At 52.2% G+C, this 17680-nt stretch carries 13 protein-coding genes; 10 read left to right on the top strand and 3 right to left on the bottom strand.

The genetic code is table 11. The features are described 5' to 3' along the window. Positions 1-81 precede the first annotated feature (81 nt). Genes CHB92_RS14030 through CHB92_RS14020 form a run of 3 tightly spaced genes read right to left on the bottom strand, consistent with a single transcriptional unit; the run spans position 82 to position 6807 of the window. Positions 82-1686, bottom strand: coding sequence for a DUF5123 domain-containing protein (locus CHB92_RS14030; RefSeq protein ID WP_089319843.1), 1605 nt, complete (start codon positions 1684-1686; stop codon positions 82-84). Between the two features lie 38 nt (positions 1687-1724). Further along, on the bottom strand, positions 1725-3530 hold the full coding sequence (locus CHB92_RS14025; RefSeq protein ID WP_089319899.1) for a RagB/SusD family nutrient uptake outer membrane protein: 1806 nt from the start codon (positions 3528-3530) through the stop codon (positions 1725-1727). Between the two features lie 19 nt (positions 3531-3549). Further along, positions 3550-6807, bottom strand: coding sequence for a SusC/RagA family TonB-linked outer membrane protein (locus CHB92_RS14020; protein WP_245842579.1), 3258 nt, complete (start codon positions 6805-6807; stop codon positions 3550-3552). 464 nt (positions 6808-7271) lie between these two features. On the opposite strand from CHB92_RS14020, the gene kduI reads away from it, so the two are divergent. The 10 genes from kduI (at position 7272) to CHB92_RS13970 (ending at position 17667) form a co-directional block, all read left to right on the top strand. After that, positions 7272-8111 carry a 5-dehydro-4-deoxy-D-glucuronate isomerase gene (kduI, locus tag CHB92_RS14015; protein ID WP_089319842.1) on the top strand — a complete coding sequence of 280 codons (840 nt, stop codon included), beginning with the start codon at positions 7272-7274 and terminating at the stop codon, positions 8109-8111. Between the two features lie 5 nt (positions 8112-8116). Further along, entirely contained in the window at positions 8117-8905 is a 789-nt protein-coding gene (locus CHB92_RS14010; protein ID WP_089319841.1) for a gluconate 5-dehydrogenase, read from the top strand. 46 nt (positions 8906-8951) lie between these two features. Next, positions 8952-10013, top strand: a complete 1062-nt coding sequence (locus CHB92_RS14005; RefSeq protein WP_089319840.1) for a LacI family DNA-binding transcriptional regulator — start codon at positions 8952-8954, stop codon at positions 10011-10013. Positions 10014-10097: 84 nt separating this feature from the next. After that, positions 10098-11528 (top strand): tagaturonate reductase, encoded by a 1431-nt coding sequence (locus CHB92_RS14000; RefSeq protein WP_089319839.1) that lies wholly within the window; start codon positions 10098-10100, stop codon positions 11526-11528. A 99-nt stretch (positions 11529-11627) separates the two neighbouring features. Further along, positions 11628-13085, top strand: coding sequence for a glucuronate isomerase (uxaC, locus tag CHB92_RS13995; protein ID WP_089319838.1), 1458 nt, complete (start codon positions 11628-11630; stop codon positions 13083-13085). Next, positions 13027-14046, top strand: a complete 1020-nt coding sequence (locus tag CHB92_RS13990; protein ID WP_089319837.1) for a sugar kinase — start codon at positions 13027-13029, stop codon at positions 14044-14046. The genes uxaC and CHB92_RS13990 overlap by 59 nt, the downstream gene beginning before the upstream one ends. Before the next feature lie 35 nt (positions 14047-14081). Beyond that, on the top strand, positions 14082-14756 hold the full coding sequence (locus CHB92_RS13985; protein ID WP_089319836.1) for a bifunctional 4-hydroxy-2-oxoglutarate aldolase/2-dehydro-3-deoxy-phosphogluconate aldolase: 675 nt from the start codon (positions 14082-14084) through the stop codon (positions 14754-14756). Further along, on the top strand, positions 14756-15790 hold the full coding sequence (locus CHB92_RS13980) for a TRAP transporter substrate-binding protein (protein WP_089319835.1): 1035 nt from the start codon (positions 14756-14758) through the stop codon (positions 15788-15790). Before CHB92_RS13985 ends, CHB92_RS13980 begins: the two co-directional genes overlap by 1 nt. Before the next feature lie 20 nt (positions 15791-15810). Further along, positions 15811-16356: a TRAP transporter small permease gene (locus CHB92_RS13975; RefSeq protein WP_089319834.1), complete on the top strand. Its 546-nt coding sequence runs from the start codon at positions 15811-15813 to the stop codon at positions 16354-16356. Between the two features lie 12 nt (positions 16357-16368). Beyond that, complete coding sequence (locus CHB92_RS13970) at positions 16369-17667, top strand: TRAP transporter large permease (protein ID WP_089319833.1); 1299 nt, start codon at positions 16369-16371, stop codon at positions 17665-17667. Positions 17668-17680: the final 13 nt, after the last annotated feature.

The following is a 17680-nucleotide window of genomic DNA, read 5'->3' as shown; positions in this document are numbered from 1 at the left end:
GGCTTATGCAGCCACTCCATGTCTTCTTAAAAGGAGATAAGAGGTATGGGTGAACCCCCATACCTCTTTGTAGTTTACATGCTATCTCCAGCGAGGGTCTCCGGCAGTACTCTTACCGGCGAAGTTCGGGTCCTTGATCGTGAAGTCCCCGTTCTTAGGGTCCTGGAAAAGGTCCGTGGCTGTACCGCTGTACACCGTCAGGTTCGGGATCTGGTTGCCTGTCGCGTTGTAGTCTGAGGTAGCGTAGCTGCTGCTGGACTCTACCAACGTAGACGAGCCCACCCTGATGCCTTTCACCGCATTGTCCTCTCCTATTTTCTTGCCTCTGCCCACGATGTTGTTCCTGAACTGCACACCCTGGGCCACATCGTTGGAGCTGAAATCCACCAGGTAGCGGCCTGCTTCAGGCGCATCGTTGAAGGTAGAATGCTCAATGATGATAGAGTTCGCGCTGCTCTTGCTGACAATAGGCCTTTCTATCTTGTAGAAGGTGCTTTTGCTGAAGAGGATATCATTTACACGGGCACCGGAGTTATCCACCGTCAGCACGCCGTAGTTTGCGACACTGTCGATCACACTGTTGTTAATGATGAACTTGTCTATTGTAACGCCACTTGTCTTGATGCGGGCAATCCCCCTGAAAATCTCGGCATGGCTTCCCTCTAGTTTGATCTTACCCACAGTAGAGGCATTATCTATGTTAAACACATACACCCCACCATAGTCATTGCCGCGCATCACCACATCTTTAAATACCACGGAGTCTATCTGGCTTCCCTCGGCTATGTTAAAATTGCTGGTAAAGAAGATGGTTGCCTTGGTCGGTTCCACTGTGTTCTCACTCATGATCGTCACGGACCTGTCCAGGTTGACCGTGTTAGAGATCGTGTAGGTCACTCCTTTTTTCAGGACGATGATGCTGCCGGACTCTACCTGCAGGAGCGTATCCTCCAGCACGGATGGGCGCTGCGTAAAGCCTGTCAGGTCGATAACGTTACCTACCGTGGCAGCATTGGTAGTAAAATTCAAGTAACCTACTACACGGTTCCCGCGGAAGATCTCCGCCCGGTAAGCAGTGCTGGGAGTAAGTCCGCGCACCAGCTCCTGCCTGGCAGCGATCGCCTCCTCCGTTAGAGACACTGTGATGGCCTCCCCGGCAGGCCCGCCATTTTCCTGCGGTGTAAGCACAATTTGAGTAAGTCCCTCGGCCGCTCTCCATTTCAGCAGCACGGCCTTGTCTGTGATATCAGTGCTCATGAGGGCCTCGAATATCTGCATGCCTCTGATCATAAAGCTAGAGCTTACCGCCCAGTGCTTAGACTCCGGCCTGTCGCCCAGCGCGTTCGCCTTGATACGGGCAAAGTACTTCTGCCTTATGTCCAGCTGCTCGTCGGTCAGTACCACTCCGGCCGTGTCCGTTTGCACGGACAGGATGATCGGTGTCTGGAACAGAGTGTCTGCTGCTACCTCTACTGTGTAAGTTGCACCACTGGCACTGGTCGTGTAAAGCGAGGGGTTCCAGGTTAATTTTACCTGTGTCTCGCCGCTTACTGCTCTGATGTCCCCGGCTGGTGTAAACATCCGCATGGGGTCCAGCTTATCCGGATCCTCTTCACAGGCGAAGGCCAGCGCGCCAAGCAGTATAACCGGAACCAGTTTGATGATTTTATCTATAGCTACTCTCATGTCTTAACGATTTTTGTTCGTGAATCCAGTTATTTCTGTTAGTATCCGTAGTCCTGGGTCAGGTTATAGTTCTGATTCAGCACCCCACTGTAAATGGGGAACAGCTCCGACTTGTTCTCCTCAAAAGCAATTGCAAAAGTTGCAATGTACTCCTCATTCACGGCTGCCCGCCAGTTCACCCGGGTGTAACCGCTTGGCGTGGTAACAGGCGCAGGCGAGTACATGGCTTTATTAATGGCGCCTCCGAAGAAGTCAAAGCTGGCAACCTCCGCTGGCACTGTGGTGTTTACCACCGGAGTAGGGTTATAGTAAACGTACTCCGGCACGTTGGCATAGCGGCCTTCTCCATTCATCAGGGCCGTCAGTTTTGTTTTTGTCTCGGCTATGGTAGAGGAAAGCCTGTTCCAGCGGATCAGGTCATACTTGCGGATTCCCTCTCCCCCAAACTCCAAAAAGCGCTCCTGCACAACGGCGTTGAAAAAGCCTTCTTTGTCGGTGGGCGTAGTGCCCATGCTTTCTTCGTTACCAGCAAAGGCTCTTTTTCGAACCTGCTCGTAAGCCTCTATCGCCTGTGGGGTAGGTCCGTTCAGCTCGTTTTCCGCCTCGGCAAACATCAGCAGCACGTCGGCATAGCGCAGGACTGGCCAGTTAATGCCCATGTTTTGGGCTGTACCGTCAATGCTGGTCCAGTACTTTCTGAACTTACCGTCCCGCATCAGCGTCAGACGGGTCAGTTCTTTGTTGTCATCCTTGTCGATTTGGAAGAAAGCGATCGTTACGTCTCTTCTCACATCACCCAGCCCGAACTCATAGAAGTAAGTAGGGATAACCTCCAGCTGGCCGTTCGCCTGGCCATACTTAGAGCTCTTGTCTATCCGAAGGCCGTTACTATAGCCTAACTTACTGTCTGTTTTAGAGTTACCACCGAAAGCGCCTATTTCAAAGATCATCTCATTTGTAGCGCCACCGCTTGCCCCTGTATGCAGGTCTTTAAAAACCTGTTCGTAGCTGGGGTGCAGGCTGTGCCTGCCACTCTGGATCAGGTCCAGGGTCTCCTGCCGGGCTATCGCATAGTAGTCTTTGTAATCGGCCCGGCGCTCCATCTTGCGGCTGTCTCTTCTGAGGGCATAGCCACCACGGGCCAGCGCCAGTCTGGCGCGCAGTCCTTTCACCGCCGACTTGGTTATGCGCGTACTTGGGTCTCCGGACTCCGACTTCCATGGCACCAGTTCTGACGCCAGGGCAAGATCATCGAGCAGGCGGTCGTAGATATCGTCCTGATTTGTTTTGGCCAGGTACAGGTCTGCCTGATCTGCTGATGGCTCAAACGGCGCAGGAACATCTCCCCAGTTGCGGATCAACTCGTGGTAGAAAAGGGCGCGCAGCGTAAGGGCCTCCCCGTGCAGTTTGCGCATGGCAGCCTGCTCGGCAGGAGTGCCGTTGTTGTACAGGTTAGAAACAGGGATGTACTTAATAGCTATGTTTGCACGCTCTATTCCCTGGTACAGTTGTAGGAAGGGCCTGTTCAGTTCTGTATTGTCTGGGCTAACTCCAAAACCGCTGATACCTCTCCGGTCTAAGGGGTTATAGGTGCCGCCAATCCTGATATCGTCAGAACCGTTTGGATAAAGCGTCGAGATACGGCTACCATAGCCATTGTCGCCCATCAGGCTGTTATAAATGCCCGTTACGGCAGAGTTTGCATACCCCACACTGGTAAACACGGCTTCCTGCGAGATAGTAGAGGGGTTTTCCACATCCAGGTAACTTTCGCATGAGGATAAAGCTACGACACCGCTCAGCGCCAGTGGCAAAAACAGAGACTTTATATATTTCTTGTTCATGATCATCGCCTTTTAATGATTAGAAAGTAACATTAACACCACCCAGTACATAGCGGCTGCGAGGGTAGGCAGCATAGTCAACACCTGGTGTCAGCGGGTTGCTTCTTCTGGTGTTGGCCTCCGGGTCATAGCCGGTGTAACCAGTCAGGGTCAGCAGGTTGTTAACAGTAGCGTATACCCTGAACTTCGAGAACACCTTTGTTTTCTCTACCAGGCGCTCTGGCAGGGAATAGCCAAGGGTCACGTTGCTGATGCGTAGGTAAGAACCGTCTTCTATCGCAAAAGAGTGCAGGAAGTACTGCCCCAGTGGCGGTGTCCAGTACTTGGCGTCCTTGTTCATCTCCGCCAGTTGCTCTGGGTTTGTCACCAGCTGCCCATTGTCATCAAATCTTCTCCATCTGTCGTTCATCAGCGTCAGCATGTTGTTATCACGGTACAGGTACTGCGTCGTGAACTCTATCTTGTTGGCGTTGTACACCTTGTTTCCATAAGAGAAGTTGAAGAAAACGCTCAGGTCGAAGCCTTTGTAAGCAAACTGCTGGTTAAAGCCGCCGATGAACTTTGGCTGTGATGTTCCGAGCACTTTTCTGTCGTCAGGCGTGATCATGTAGTTGCCGTCGTCCGTCAGGTCCTTCAGCTTCAGATCGCCTGGCTGCGGATCTCTGTTACCAAGGGCGATGTCTTTGGTATTCGGCACACCTTCTTTCAGCGTATAAGTCCAGGTGTTGGATGCTTCGTTGAAAGTGGCGTTAAAGTCGTCCACCGTGTAGAAGCCGTCTGTTACGTAGCCGTAGTACTGGCCGATTGGCTGGCCAACCTCCACCAGGAAGTCCTGCAGGTTGTTCACCCAGCCGGACTCTACCAGGTAAGACCGGAGCGGATTGCCGTCAGAGTCCACACCCAGGCTCACGATCTTGTTTCTGTTAAAGGCCACGTTGAAGTTGGCGTTCCAGAAAAAGTCTTTGCTATCTACAACCACCCCGCTCAACTGCACCTCCAAGCCTTTGTTCTCGGTTCTACCAATGTTTTGCAGTTGGTCAGAGTAACCGCTGGTCTGTGGGATTCTGGCCAGCAAAAGCAAATCGCGGGTACTGTTCTTGTACACGTCTATGGAACCGCTGATTCTGTTGTTTAATATAGAGAAGTCGAGGCCCAGGTTTCTGGAGACAGTGGTTTCCCAGGTCAGGTTGGAGTTGGCAAGGCTGGAGGACACGAAGCCCGGCGTAACAGACTCTGAAAAAGCATAGCCATAATCAGAAGAGTTAGTAAACATCGTTTTCCACAAGTCCACCCCTATTCTGTTGTTGCCTACCTCACCCATGCTCAGGCGCAGCTTCAGGTCTGACAACCAAGCGTCAGAACCTGCCATAAAGCTTTCTTCGGCAATGTGCCACGCCAAAGAGGCAGAAGGGAAGTAGCCGACACGGTTCTCCGGGGAGAACAGAGAAGAAGCATCGCGCCGCATGTTAAACACCGCACGGTACTTGTCTCTAAAGCTGTAAGACACCCGGCCGAAATAAGACAGCAAGCGCTGCTCTTCCTCAAAGGTGCTTGGGGCATCCTGAATAAGTCCGGAAGGAGGCGTCGCCTTGTCTATACCAGACCAAGCCTGGCCTGCGGTAATATCTACAGGCAGGTACTTTGTTACTACGGTGCTCGTCTTGTCGTTTCGCTGCCAGATTTCATGGCCAAGCAGCAGGTTAAACTTGTGATCGCTGTTGATGTCGAACTTGTAGTTAAGGGTATTGGAGTTTGTCAGTGCCAGTGATTCTCCTGCACGCATTTCAACCACAGGCATTCCTGCGTTCTGCCTGGCAAGGCTGGTGTGAGGGCCGTCAAAGTCGTTGCGGTCCCTGTTGGTGTTCGTGATACCAACTACCGTTTTATAGGTCAGGTTTTTCAGCAACTCATAGCTGAACCAGCCATTCACCAAAATATCGTTTCTATAGTCCTCCCGCAGCTCCTCTCTGGCCAACAGCACAGGGCTGATCAGGTTTGTCAGGTTGGCAAACTCAGGGTCAAACTCATCGATCGTGTTTTCCATGCCCGGTGCCACGAACGGACGGAAGCGCACGGCATTTCTCAGCCTGTTGTTACCCTGCGAGCCGGTGTGGGAAGTGCCTACGCCTTCTACTTTCTGGCGGCTGTAGCGTGTGCTAAGGCCAACTCTTAATTTATCGGAGGCCCGGTGGTCGAACTTAAAGGAAGCAAGCGTCCGCTGGAAGCCGGAGTTAAGCATGATGCCCTCCTCGTCGGTGTGGTTTAGCGTGAAGTTAAAGGATGTTTTTTCGGTTCCGCCCGTTACACCCAACACATGCGTTTGGCTGGAGGCGTCACGGCCAAAGACCTCCTCCTGCCAATCCATGAAAGGCATGTTCTTATAGATGTCTATGTCCTCGTATAAACCGTAGCGACTTGTAAAGCCTCTTCTGGTTTCCTCGTCGGTGTTGTAGTTATAGATCTCGTGCTGATACTTCACATAATCGTATGGCTTCATCACGTCCAGCTTATTCACGATGCTTCTGACACCTGTAAAGCCGTTGTAGGTTACCTGCGTTGGCATGGCCACCCCGCCCTTTGTGGTGATCACGACCACCCCGTTGGCACCGCGAGCACCGTAAATAGCCGTAGAGGCCGCATCTTTCAGCACGTCGATCGACTCTATCTCCTGGGGCGACAGAATGGACAGCGCGTTTTCCATCTGGATTCCGTCCACGATGTACAGCGGCGAGTTATCCTGCGTAATAGAGCCACCGCCACGCACCCGTATCTGGATTTCCGCGCCGGGCTGCCCTTCCGATGTCGTTACCTGCACCCCAGCCAGTCTGCCCGCCAGGGCCTCGGCAGCCGTACTAACGGGAACATCCTTCAACTGCTTGGCTCCTACCGACGAAACCGAACTGGTCAGTTCACTTCGCGGCACAGCGGTATAACCAATGATCACGACTTCTTCCAGCGCCTTTTGGTCCGGAGCCATGGAGACGTTAATCGTGGAGCGGCCATTAATAGCTACCTCCCTGGCCTCATAACCAATAAAGGAGAACAGCAGCGTGCCTTCACCATCCACACCTGGCAACGTGTAAGTACCATCAACACCGGTTGCAGTACCTTTTGTAGTTCCTTTCAGGAGCACTGTAACACCAGGCAGACCCTCTCCCTTCTCGTCCACAACCTTTCCTGTTACAGCAACACCCTGAGCAAGCGCACCTGCCACGGCAGCGAAGATCAAAGGCAGCACAAGCAGCACCCTTATCCTCTTTAGTAAAGCATTTCGCATAGGTTATCCTTTATTTTGGTTAATAAATAAGATGATTTGTTGTTATATTTTTAACTCTATCAGTATCTTGAGTAACCTAAGCGTTAGCCTAAAGCCTGCTTGTCTCCACAAAAGCCCGGTTTCTTTAGCCTTTGTCCTGCCGCTTCTGCGCTTTGTTAAAGTCAGATCAACCTGCTTATCTCCTCGCTGCTGATTAAGCACTTACTAACGATCAATCAGAAAGGTTGCGCAATCGTTTGCATTTTAAAACTTTCTATCTTTATTCACAAAATAAACTTTAAGTATTTTCACAAAAAGCTGCAAAACACGCGTTTAAAGCCACTTAATAGGCATTAATAAAAATGTCAGCACTTACTCACTAAAATATTTTTTTTAGCTTATTCACATACAAAATCGAAAAAAAGCGTACCATCCTTAAAAATTAATTTTATTTTGCGCAAACGTTTACACAACACCCCACCGATATGAGCATCACTTATTTTACCCGACACGCCATCCACCCTAATGACAGCAAGAACTATGACACCGCCAAGCTCCGCGAAGCTTACCTGATCGAGGACCTGTTCCAGCAGGACACTGTTCAGGCCGTCTACACCTTGTATGACCGTTTGATTGTAGGAGGTGCCCATCCGGTAGCGCAGGCTGTGAAACTGGAAACGTTCCCAACGCTTCGCTCCGAGCACTTCCTGGACAGAAGAGAGCTAGGCATTATCAATGTAGGGCCGGACAGCAAGGTAACCGTGGACGGGGAAGAGATCGCCTTGGCAAACAAGGAAGCCCTGTATGTAGGCATGGGCACGAAAGAAGTGATTTTTCACCCGGCAAGCTCCGGCGGCGCTTACTTCTATTTTAACTCGGCACCGGCACATCGTGCCAACCCAACGAAGAAGGTATCGCTGGACCAGGCCGAGACCGTGGAACTGGGTTCCCTGGAGAGCTCCAACCACCGCATTATCCGCAAGCTGCTTGTTAGCTCCGTGGTGGAGACATGCCAGCTGCAAATGGGACTGACCGAGCTTCAGAAAGGGAGCGTGTGGAACACCATGCCGGCGCACACCCACGACAGGAGAATGGAGGCTTACTTCTACTTTAACCTGCCCGAAGACCAGACGGTGTGCCATTTTATGGGAGAGCCGCAGGAAACACGTCACCTGTTCGTGAAGAACCGACAGGCCGTGATCTCCCCGCCCTGGTCAATCCACAGCGGCGCTGGCACCTACAATTACTCCTTTATATGGGGTATGGCCGGGGAAAACCTGGATTACAACGACATGGATAAGGTACAACCAACAGAACTAAAATAACCGGCATGCAGCAGCTTTTCGACTTAACGGGACAGGTGGCTTTCATTACAGGGGCTACGCACGGTCTAGGCATGGCCATTGCTAAGGCGTTAGGTAAAGCAGGCGCCACGCTGGTCATAAACGGCAATACCCCCGCCAAAATGGAGGCGGCACTGGCCAACTACCGCGAGGAAGGCTATAAGGTGCACGGTTACCTGTTTGACGTGACGAACGAAGCACAGGCCAAAGAACATGTTGCCCTGATTGAACAGGAAGTTGGTCCGATCGAGGTGCTGGTGAACAACGCGGGCATCATTCGCCGGGTACCCGCCCTGGAGATGGAGGTAGAGGAGTTCCGCAAAGTAGTGGACGTGGACCTGGTAGCCCCCTTCATCATGTCGAAGTACGTGGCCCAAAATATGGTGGCGCGAAAAAGAGGAAAGATCATCAACATTTGTTCTATGATGAGCGAACTGGGCCGCGACACTGTTTCTGCCTATGCCGCAGCCAAGGGAGGCCTGAAAATGCTGACCAGAAACCTGGCCACCGAGTGGGCCAGGCATAACATACAGGTAAACGGCATCGGTCCCGGCTATTTTGCCACCGACCAGACGGCACCTATACGCTATGAGGGGCACCCTTTTAACGACTTTATCATCAACAGAACGCCGGCAGGCCGATGGGGGAACCCGGAGGACCTGGAGGGCGTGGCTGTTTTCCTGGCAAGCAAGGCCAGCAATTTTATAAACGGACAGATTATTTACGTGGATGGAGGCATTTTAGCCACGATAGGTAAACCTCGGAACGAGAGTTAAGCTTAGGCCTTCATCCCGCTTTGCGATACGGAACTAACGACTACACATGGAGATCAAAGCGAAGGTAACCATACATGATATTGCCGAGAAGCTGAACATTACGGCCTCTACGGTGTCTCGCGCGCTGAACAACAGCCCGCGCATCAGCGAGACAACGAAGAAGGCCGTGCTGAAAGCTGCAAAGCAGATGAATTACCAGCCAAACAATATTGCCGCCGCCCTCAGAAACGGCAAGAGCAACATCATTGGCGTGATTGTGCCTACTGCCGACCGGGCTTTCTTTGCCTCGGTGGTAAGAGGCATCGAGGAAGTGGCGAACACACTGGACTATAAAGTGATTATCTCACAGTCTTATGACAGCTACGAGAAGGAGGTGCAAACCATCGAAGCCCTGTTCCGGGCACGGGTAGACGGGATCATCGCCTCCATCGGGAAGAACACAGAAGACTTTGAGCACTTTAAGAAGGCACAGCAAAAGGGCATGCCCCTGGTGCTGTTTGACCGCACCACTGACGCGCTGGAGGTAAGCCAGGTGATGATTGACGACTACTGGGGCGCCTATAAGATAGTAGAGCACCTGATAGAGCAGGGTTGCCGGCGCATTGCCCACTTCACGAACCCTAAAAAAGTAAGCGTGTTTAAGGAGCGCTTGCGGGGCTATACAGATGCACTAAAGAATAACGGGCTCCCTTATGAGGAAGAGCTGGTCGTACCCAGCAACCTCCAGCTGGAGGATGGCCGTGCCAGCATGGAGCAGCTCCTGCAATTGAAAGAAGTCCCTGATGCGGTGTTCTCGGCCAGTGACTTTGCGGCGATGGGCGCCATGCAGGTACTGAAGGAAAGAAGCATAAAGATACCCGAGCAAGTGGCCCTGGCTGGCTTCAGTAATGACCCCTTCACCTCCTTCTCTGACCCGCCGCTCACCACAGTAGATCAGCTCAGCATACCCATGGGTAAAATGGCGGCAGAGCTCTTCTTTCAGCAGTTGAAAACTGACCCCAATAAGTACATCCCACAGAAGACAGTGCTGAAACCGGAGTTGGTAATACGAAAGTCTTCCTTAAAAAAAGAAGCACAGCTTATCGCGGCAACAACAGCTCAAAAATAACACAGAACGACTCTACTCCCCCTAGGAAGAGTAGCGAGCATAAAACAGGAATTCAATCAACAGATCCATAAAAACGACATACTTATGAAACCATTGAACAGACAAACAGCCAGTGTAGAGACAAATTATCCGGTGAAAGTATTGCAGTTTGGGGAGGGCAACTTCCTGCGTGGATTTGTTGATTGGATCATTGATACCCTGAACGAAAAGGCTGGCTTCAACGGCAGTGTCAAAATTATTCAGCCAATAGAGCGGGGCATCGTACACCTGCTCAATCAGCAGGAAGGCCTCTACCACGTATTGCTGAATGGCATACAGGGAGGGAAAGAAACCCAGGAGACACGCTTGATCACCTGCGTTTCGGGTGCCCTCAACCCTTACGATGACTATACTGCCTTTCTGCAACTGGCAGAGAACAAGGACCTGGAGTTTATCATCTCGAACACGACCGAAGCCGGTATTGCCTTTGAGGAAGCGGACCAGAACATGGAGACGCTGCCAAGTAGCTTCCCAGGCAAACTAACTTCCCTGCTTTACCACAGGTTCACGCATTTTAAAGGTGCGGCGGACAAAGGCTTGGCCATTATCCCTTGCGAACTGATCGAGAAGAACGGGGAGGCCCTGCGCCAGGCCGTGCTACAGTATGTTAAACACTGGGGCCTGCCACAGGCGTTTAGTACCTGGATAGAAGAAAGCAACAGCTTCTGCAATACCCTGGTAGATCGCATTGTGCCTGGCTTCCCGAAAGAAAACATCCAGGAGATACAGCAGGAACTGGGTTATGAAGATAACCTGGTAGTAAAGGCAGAGCCCTTCCACCTCTGGGTGATTGAGGCGCCAGAAGCGGTAAAAGCTGCCTTCCCAACCGAGAAAGCAAACTTACAGGTGAAGTTTGTCCAAAACCTTACCCCTTACCGCTCTAGAAAAGTACGCATCCTGAACGGAGCGCACACGGCGATGGTGCCGGTCGCTTACCTGCAGGGCCTGCGCACGGTGCGTGAGGCAGTGGAAGACCCTCAAACAGGTGCCTTCATCAGGGAGGCCGTTTTCGAGGAAATCATCCCGACCCTTGACCTGCCGGAAGAAGAGCTGCACCAGTTCGCCAAGGACGTGATAGAGCGCTTCCAGAACCCTTTTATCCGGCACGAGCTCATCTCTATTGCCCTTAACTCCATCTCCAAGTACAAGGTGCGCGTGTTACCGTCTGTACTGGAGTATAAAAAGCGCAAAGAACAACTACCGGAGCAGCTACTAAAGGCACTGGCAGCTCTGATTCTGTTTTACCGCGGCGAATGGCAAGGTGAGCGTATTCCGCTCAACGATTCCGCTGAGATACTCAGCTTTTTCGAGCAAGCCTGGCAAAAAGAGGTTCCGGCAGAAACAGTAAAGACCGTTCTGTCCAACACTGACTTTTGGGATCAGGACCTGACACAGGTAGAGGGCCTGGCGGATAAAGTAACAGCGCAGGTGGCTTTGCTGCTGCAATCAGAGCAGGAGAACCTTAAATTAGCCTAAGCCCTGCAGTGCTTAAAGGCGCTTCTCCGGTTTAGGAGGAGCCTTTACTTAATTTTTACTTCTGAAAAGCAACTTTTACTTCTGAAAAGCAACAGCTATATGTCATTTTTAGACGAGAACTTTCTGCTGCAGACCAAAACCGCACAGAAACTATACCACGAGCATGCCAAGGCCATGCCCATCATCGATTATCACTGCCATCTTTCACCTGAAGACATTGCCAAAGACAGGAAGTTTGCCAACCTGACACAGATCTGGCTGGAAGGCGACCACTATAAATGGCGGGCTATGCGCACCAACGGGGTGCCCGAAAAATTTTGCACCGGCAGTGCAAACGATTACGCAAAGTTTGAGAAGTGGGCGGAAACGGTGCCTTATACCATGCGCAACCCCCTCTACCACTGGACACACATGGAACTGAAAAGGCCTTTTGGGATAGAGAAGATCCTGAAGCCGGAGACAGCCCGCGAAATCTACGATGCCTGCACCGTGATGCTGCAAACGGATGATTTCAGCGTGCGCGGTATCCTCAGCAAGATGAATGTGGAGGTGATCTGCACCACCGATGATCCGGTTGATAGCCTGGCGTATCACCAGCAGATCAAAGCCGAAAACATAGGCCTTAAGGTACTGCCAGCCTTCCGCGCTGATAAAGTACTGGCAATAGAGCAGCCAGAGGTATTTCTGCCTTACCTGCAGAAGCTGGAAGAAGCATCCGGTGTTTCTATCAGTAACTTCCAACAGCTGCTGGATGCCCTGAAGCAGCGCCACGATTTCTTCCATGAGCAGGGGTGTCGCCTATCGGACCACGGCCTGGAGACTGTATACGCTGAAGCGTATACAGACGCAGAGGTCAAGGCCATTTTTGAGATGGCGCTTAACAAGCAAACCCTGACACAGGAAGAAGTTCTGAAATTTAAGTCGGCTATGCTGCTGCACCTGGCCCTGCTGGATCATGCCAAAGGCTGGACGCAGCAGTTTCACCTCGGAGCCCTTCGCAACAACAACACCCGTATGATGCGCGAGTTGGGCCCTGATACCGGCTTCGACTCTATCGGCGATTTTGACGTAGCTCAACCCCTTTCCAGGTTCATGGACAAACTTGATAACTCGAACCAACTAACTAAAACCATCCTCTACAACCTGAATCCTTGTCAGAACGAGCTGTACGCCACCATGATCGGCAACTTTAACGACGGCTCTACGCCTGGTAAGATCCAGTATGGCTCCGCCTGGTGGTTCCTGGACCAGAAGGACGGTATGGAAAAGCAACTGAATGCCCTCTCCAACATGGGCCTGCTGAGCCGCTTTGTGGGCATGCTGACCGACTCCAGAAGCTTCCTCTCCTATCCGCGCCATGAGTACTTCAGAAGAATCCTCTGCAACATGATCGGCAACGACGTGGAAAACGGGGAACTGCCCGCCAGTGAGATGGCCTGGCTGGGCCAGATGGTGGAAAACATATGCTATTACAATGCTAAATCATACTTCAATTTCTATGAGGCAGAAGCAAGTCGTCACGTTCGGCGAAGTGATGCTACGGTTGTCCACGCCTGATTATGCGCGGATTGTACAGGCAACACAATTTGATGTGACCTATGGTGGCGGCGAGGCAAACGTGGCTATCTCACTGGCCCAGTTAGGTTTACCAGCTGCGCATGTGACGCGCTTCCCGGATAATGAGTTAGGCAAGGCGGCCACTAACCTGCTCCGCAAGTATGGTGTAGACACGCAGCATATCCTGTACGGCGGCGACAGGCTGGGCATTTATTTCTTGGAAACAGGAGCCAGCGTCAGGCCAAGCAAAGTGGTCTATGACCGTAGCGATTCTGCCTTTGCAGCACTGGAGCCGGACATGATTGACTGGGACGAGGTGTTTGCAGACGCTGCTTGGTTCCACTGGACAGGCATCACACCCGCTATTTCGGCGGGAGCCGCCGCTTGTTGCCAAAAAGCGATTGAGGAGGCAAACAAGAAGGGGATTACGGTATCGGCCGACATTAACTATCGCAAAAACCTGTGGCAATACGGCAAAGCAGTGGAGGAGGTAATGCCGGAGCTTATGGCCGGCTGTGACCTTATCGTTTCCGGCCTTGGCGATGCCAAAGATATCCTAGGCATCACCCCCAAGGAAGCAGCAGAAGAGGAGGCGCACATTTCTGTCTTTCGGCAGATAATGGACCGCTTCCCGAAGATAAAGAAGATCGTGAACACAACCCGTGGCTCGGTAAGCGCCTCCCACAATACCTTGTCTGGCATGCTGTGGAATGGTGAGCAGCTGCTGGAAACACAGACGTATGACATTACCCCCATTGTAGACCGCATTGGTGGCGGTGATGCCTTTATTGCGGGCCTGATCTATGGGCAGCTCCAGTACCAGGACGACCAACGGTCGCTTGACTTTGGTGTGGCGGCCTCTGTACTCAAGCATACCATCAAAGAAGATGCGAACCTGGCTACCGTGGAAGAAGTGGAGGCAATTTTAGGCGGTAACACCTCCGGCAGGCTGGTTCGATAGTTTTTTTCACCCATTCAGTAACTGATTGATCAATCATGGCGAAGTTCAGCAGAATAGAAGTAACCTTAAAAATGGCCGAAACAGGCATGGTGCCTGTCTTTTATCACCCCGACCCGGAGGTGTGCATACAGGTACTTACGGCCTGCTATAACGGAGGGGTCAGGGTATTCGAGTTTACGAACCGGGGTGACTTTGCGCATGAGACTTTTGCCCAGTTACTGAAGCACGCCCGTACGGCCTTTCCGGAACTAGCGCTGGGAATTGGTTCTATCGTTGATGCCCCTACGGCAGCGCTCTACATACAGAACGGGGCTGATTTTATCGTGTCTCCCATGCTACACGAAGATGTGGCCCGCACCTGCAACAGGAGGAAGGTCCTCTGGTCCCCCGGGTGTGGTTCTTTAACGGAGATATCCAGGGCAGAAGAGTTGGGTGCCGAAGTGGTGAAAGTATTCCCTGCCCTGCAGGTAGGCGGCCCTGAGTTTGTAAAAGCCGTGAAAGGGCCTTGTCCCTGGTCCAGCCTGATGCCCACGGGTGGTGTCGAGCCCCGGGAAGAGAACCTGAAGGCTTGGTTTGATGCCGGCGTGCATTGTGTGGGCATGGGCTCGCAACTGATCAGCAAAGACATCATTGCCGCTCGAAACTACGGCAAGCTGGAAGAGATGACCCGGAATGCACTGGGGACCATTAAAAGGATAAGGAGGAAGTAATGCGACAGCACAACAAACTTAATAACAACCAGAAAAGCTACGCCCACAGCGGCCGACTCTTGCTATGCAGCTTGGCGGCCCTGCTTCTGCTGTTCACTTCCTCCTGCCAGGAAGTCTCTAAAACAAAGGAAATAAAGCTTTCGCACAGCCTGGAGATGAGCCACCCGGTGCACATTGCCATGGAGCACCTGGCCAAACGGGTAAAGGAAAATTCCGGCGGTAAACTAACGGTAAAGATATACCCCAACGGCCAGTTGGGCAGCGAGCGCGAATCGGTAGAACTATTGCAGATCGGCAGTCTGGGCATGACCAAAGTCTCCACGGCCGTGATGGAAAGCTTCTCCCCTAACTTTAAAGTCTTTAGCCTTCCCTACATTTTCAAAGACAAGGCGCACTATTACGAGGTGCTGGACGGCCAGATAGGAGACGACATGCTGAAGGAAGGAGAGAAGTACTGGCTGCGGGGGCTCACCTATTATGATGCCGGCAGTCGTAGTTTTTATGTCGCTAACAAAGCGATCAACACACCTGCCGACCTGAAAGGACTAAAGATCAGGGTGCAGGCCAGCAATACGGCTATCAACATGGTAAAGGCCTTCGGTGGGGCAGCCACTCCTATCTCTGCCGGAGAAATCTACACGGCGCTGCAGCAAGGCGTGGTAGACGGGGCCGAGAACAACTCCCCTACCTTTTACCTCTCGCGCCATTATGAGGTGGCCAAGCACTACTCCCTGAACGAGCATACCATGGTTCCGGATATCTTGCTGATCAGCACCGTGGTTTGGGATAAGCTATCACCACAGGAACAACAGTGGCTACAGGAAGCTGCGGACGAATCGGCCGTGGTACAGCGGGAGTTATGGCACAAAGCAGAGCAGGAGGCCCTGGATTCGGTAAAGGCGGCGGGGGTGAAGATTAACATTCCGGACAAAGCCCCTTTTGCTAAGATGGTGGAGCCTCTTTACGAAAGCTACAAAAGTGAACCGGAGGTGTACTCCCTCATTCACAAGATACAAGACGCTGGAAACAAGTAAGAACAGAAAAACAGACTTATATGAGATTCAGAGAAGCTCTTGATAAAGCCCTATACTGGTTGTTGGTCACACTAATGGCGGTCATGGTCGTCAACGTCCTCTGGCAGGTAGCCTCCCGGTTCGTGCTGAAATCCCCCAGCTCTTTTACGGATGAGCTGGCCAGGTTTTTACTGATATGGGTAAGTTTACTGGGTGCCAGCTATGTGACGGGCAAAAAGCTTCATCTGGCCATCGACATCCTGCCCTCTAAACTACAGGGGAAAAAACAGCGCAACCTGAATGTCCTGATTAACCTGCTCGTAGCCCTCTTTTCAGTACTTGTGCTGGTTTGGGGTGGCATTAAGCTGGTGTACATTACCCTCTCCCTAAACCAGACCTCCGCTGCCCTCAACGTTCCTCTGGGCTATGTGTACCTGGCATTACCCTTAAGCGGGCTCATCATTACTTACTACAGTCTTACCAACCTGACAGAGAAACGGGAAGCGCCAAAGGAGATAGGGCAAGAGCTCGCGCAAAGACCAATTACTGAAGATGAACTAAAAGATACCGAAAGGCTCCACGCATAAGAACAGGCTAAAATGGAAATGCTAGAAATTATTGTACTCGTTGTCAGCTTTATCGTCCTGCTCTCCCTGGGAGTGCCGATCGCTTTCTCCATTGGTATCTCGGCCCTGCTGACCATGCTGGTGAGCATCGCCCCTGAACCCGCCGTCACCACCCTGGCGCAGCGGATGGCCACCGGCCTCGACAGCTTTGCCCTGCTCGCGATCCCCTTCTTTGTGTTGGCAGGGCAACTCATGAACAGGGGCGGTATTGCTACCAGGCTAATAGACCTGGCCAAAGGGCTTGTCGGGACCTTACCCGGAGGGCTTGCCTATGTAAATGTGGTGGCCAGCATGCTGTTTGGGGCTATCTCTGGCTCAGCCGTGGCAGCAGCCTCGGCCATCGGCGGGATTATGAGCCCACGGATGGAAAAAGAAGGCTATTCCAAGTCTTTTAGTGCTGCTGTTAACATTACCTCCGCCACCACCGGCATGATTATCCCTCCCAGCAATATCCTGATCGTGTACTCGCTGGCCAGCGGTGGTGTTTCTATCGCTGCCCTGTTTGTGGCTGGTTACCTGCCGGGCTTTCTGCTAGGCCTGGTGCTAATGCTCGTGGCCGGTTTTACAGCCTTCAAAAAGAAGTACCCGGTGGGCGAAAGAACGTCTTTCAAAGAAGTGGTCAAAAAGTTCCTGGATGCTATTCCAAGCCTGCTCTTGTTGATCGTGGTTATCGGTGGCATTATTGCCGGCATATTTACAGCCACAGAAGCCTCGGCCATCGCGGTGCTTTATACCCTGGTGCTCTCCATGCTGGTTTACCGACAAGTGAAGGTAAAAGACCTGCCCGACATCCTGATCGGCACCGTGGTGACGACCGCCATTGTGATGCTGCTGATCGGCACCTCCATGGGGATGTCCTGGGTGATGTCTTATGCGAACATTCCGCAGGCCTTCAGCGAGGCCCTGCTGTCCATTAGCGACAACAAAATAGTAGTCCTGATCATCATCAACCTGATCCTGCTGTTTGTGGGGATCTTTATGGACATGACACCGGCCGTGCTCATCTTCACACCGATCTTCCTGCCAGTGGTAACCGCCTTGGGTGTGGATCCGGTTCACTTCGGTATCATCATGGTGATGAACCTCTGCATCGGGCTGTGTACCCCTCCTGTGGGCTCGGTTCTGTTCGTGGGTTGTGGGGTAGCAGACATTAGCATAAGCAAGGTGATACGGCCACTAACCCCGCTGTTTCTCGCGATGGTGGTTGCCCTGCTCCTGGTTACATACTTACCTGAAATCAGCCTCTGGCTTCCCCGCGTGTTTGGGCTATAAGCCCAGGAGGCTA

It is taken from the genome of Pontibacter ummariensis (genome assembly GCF_900188175.1).
Lineage (GTDB): Bacteria > Bacteroidota > Bacteroidia > Cytophagales > Hymenobacteraceae > Pontibacter > Pontibacter ummariensis.
The sequence above is the reverse complement of the archived record's forward strand: the minus strand, read 5'-3'. Positions and strand labels throughout refer to the sequence as shown.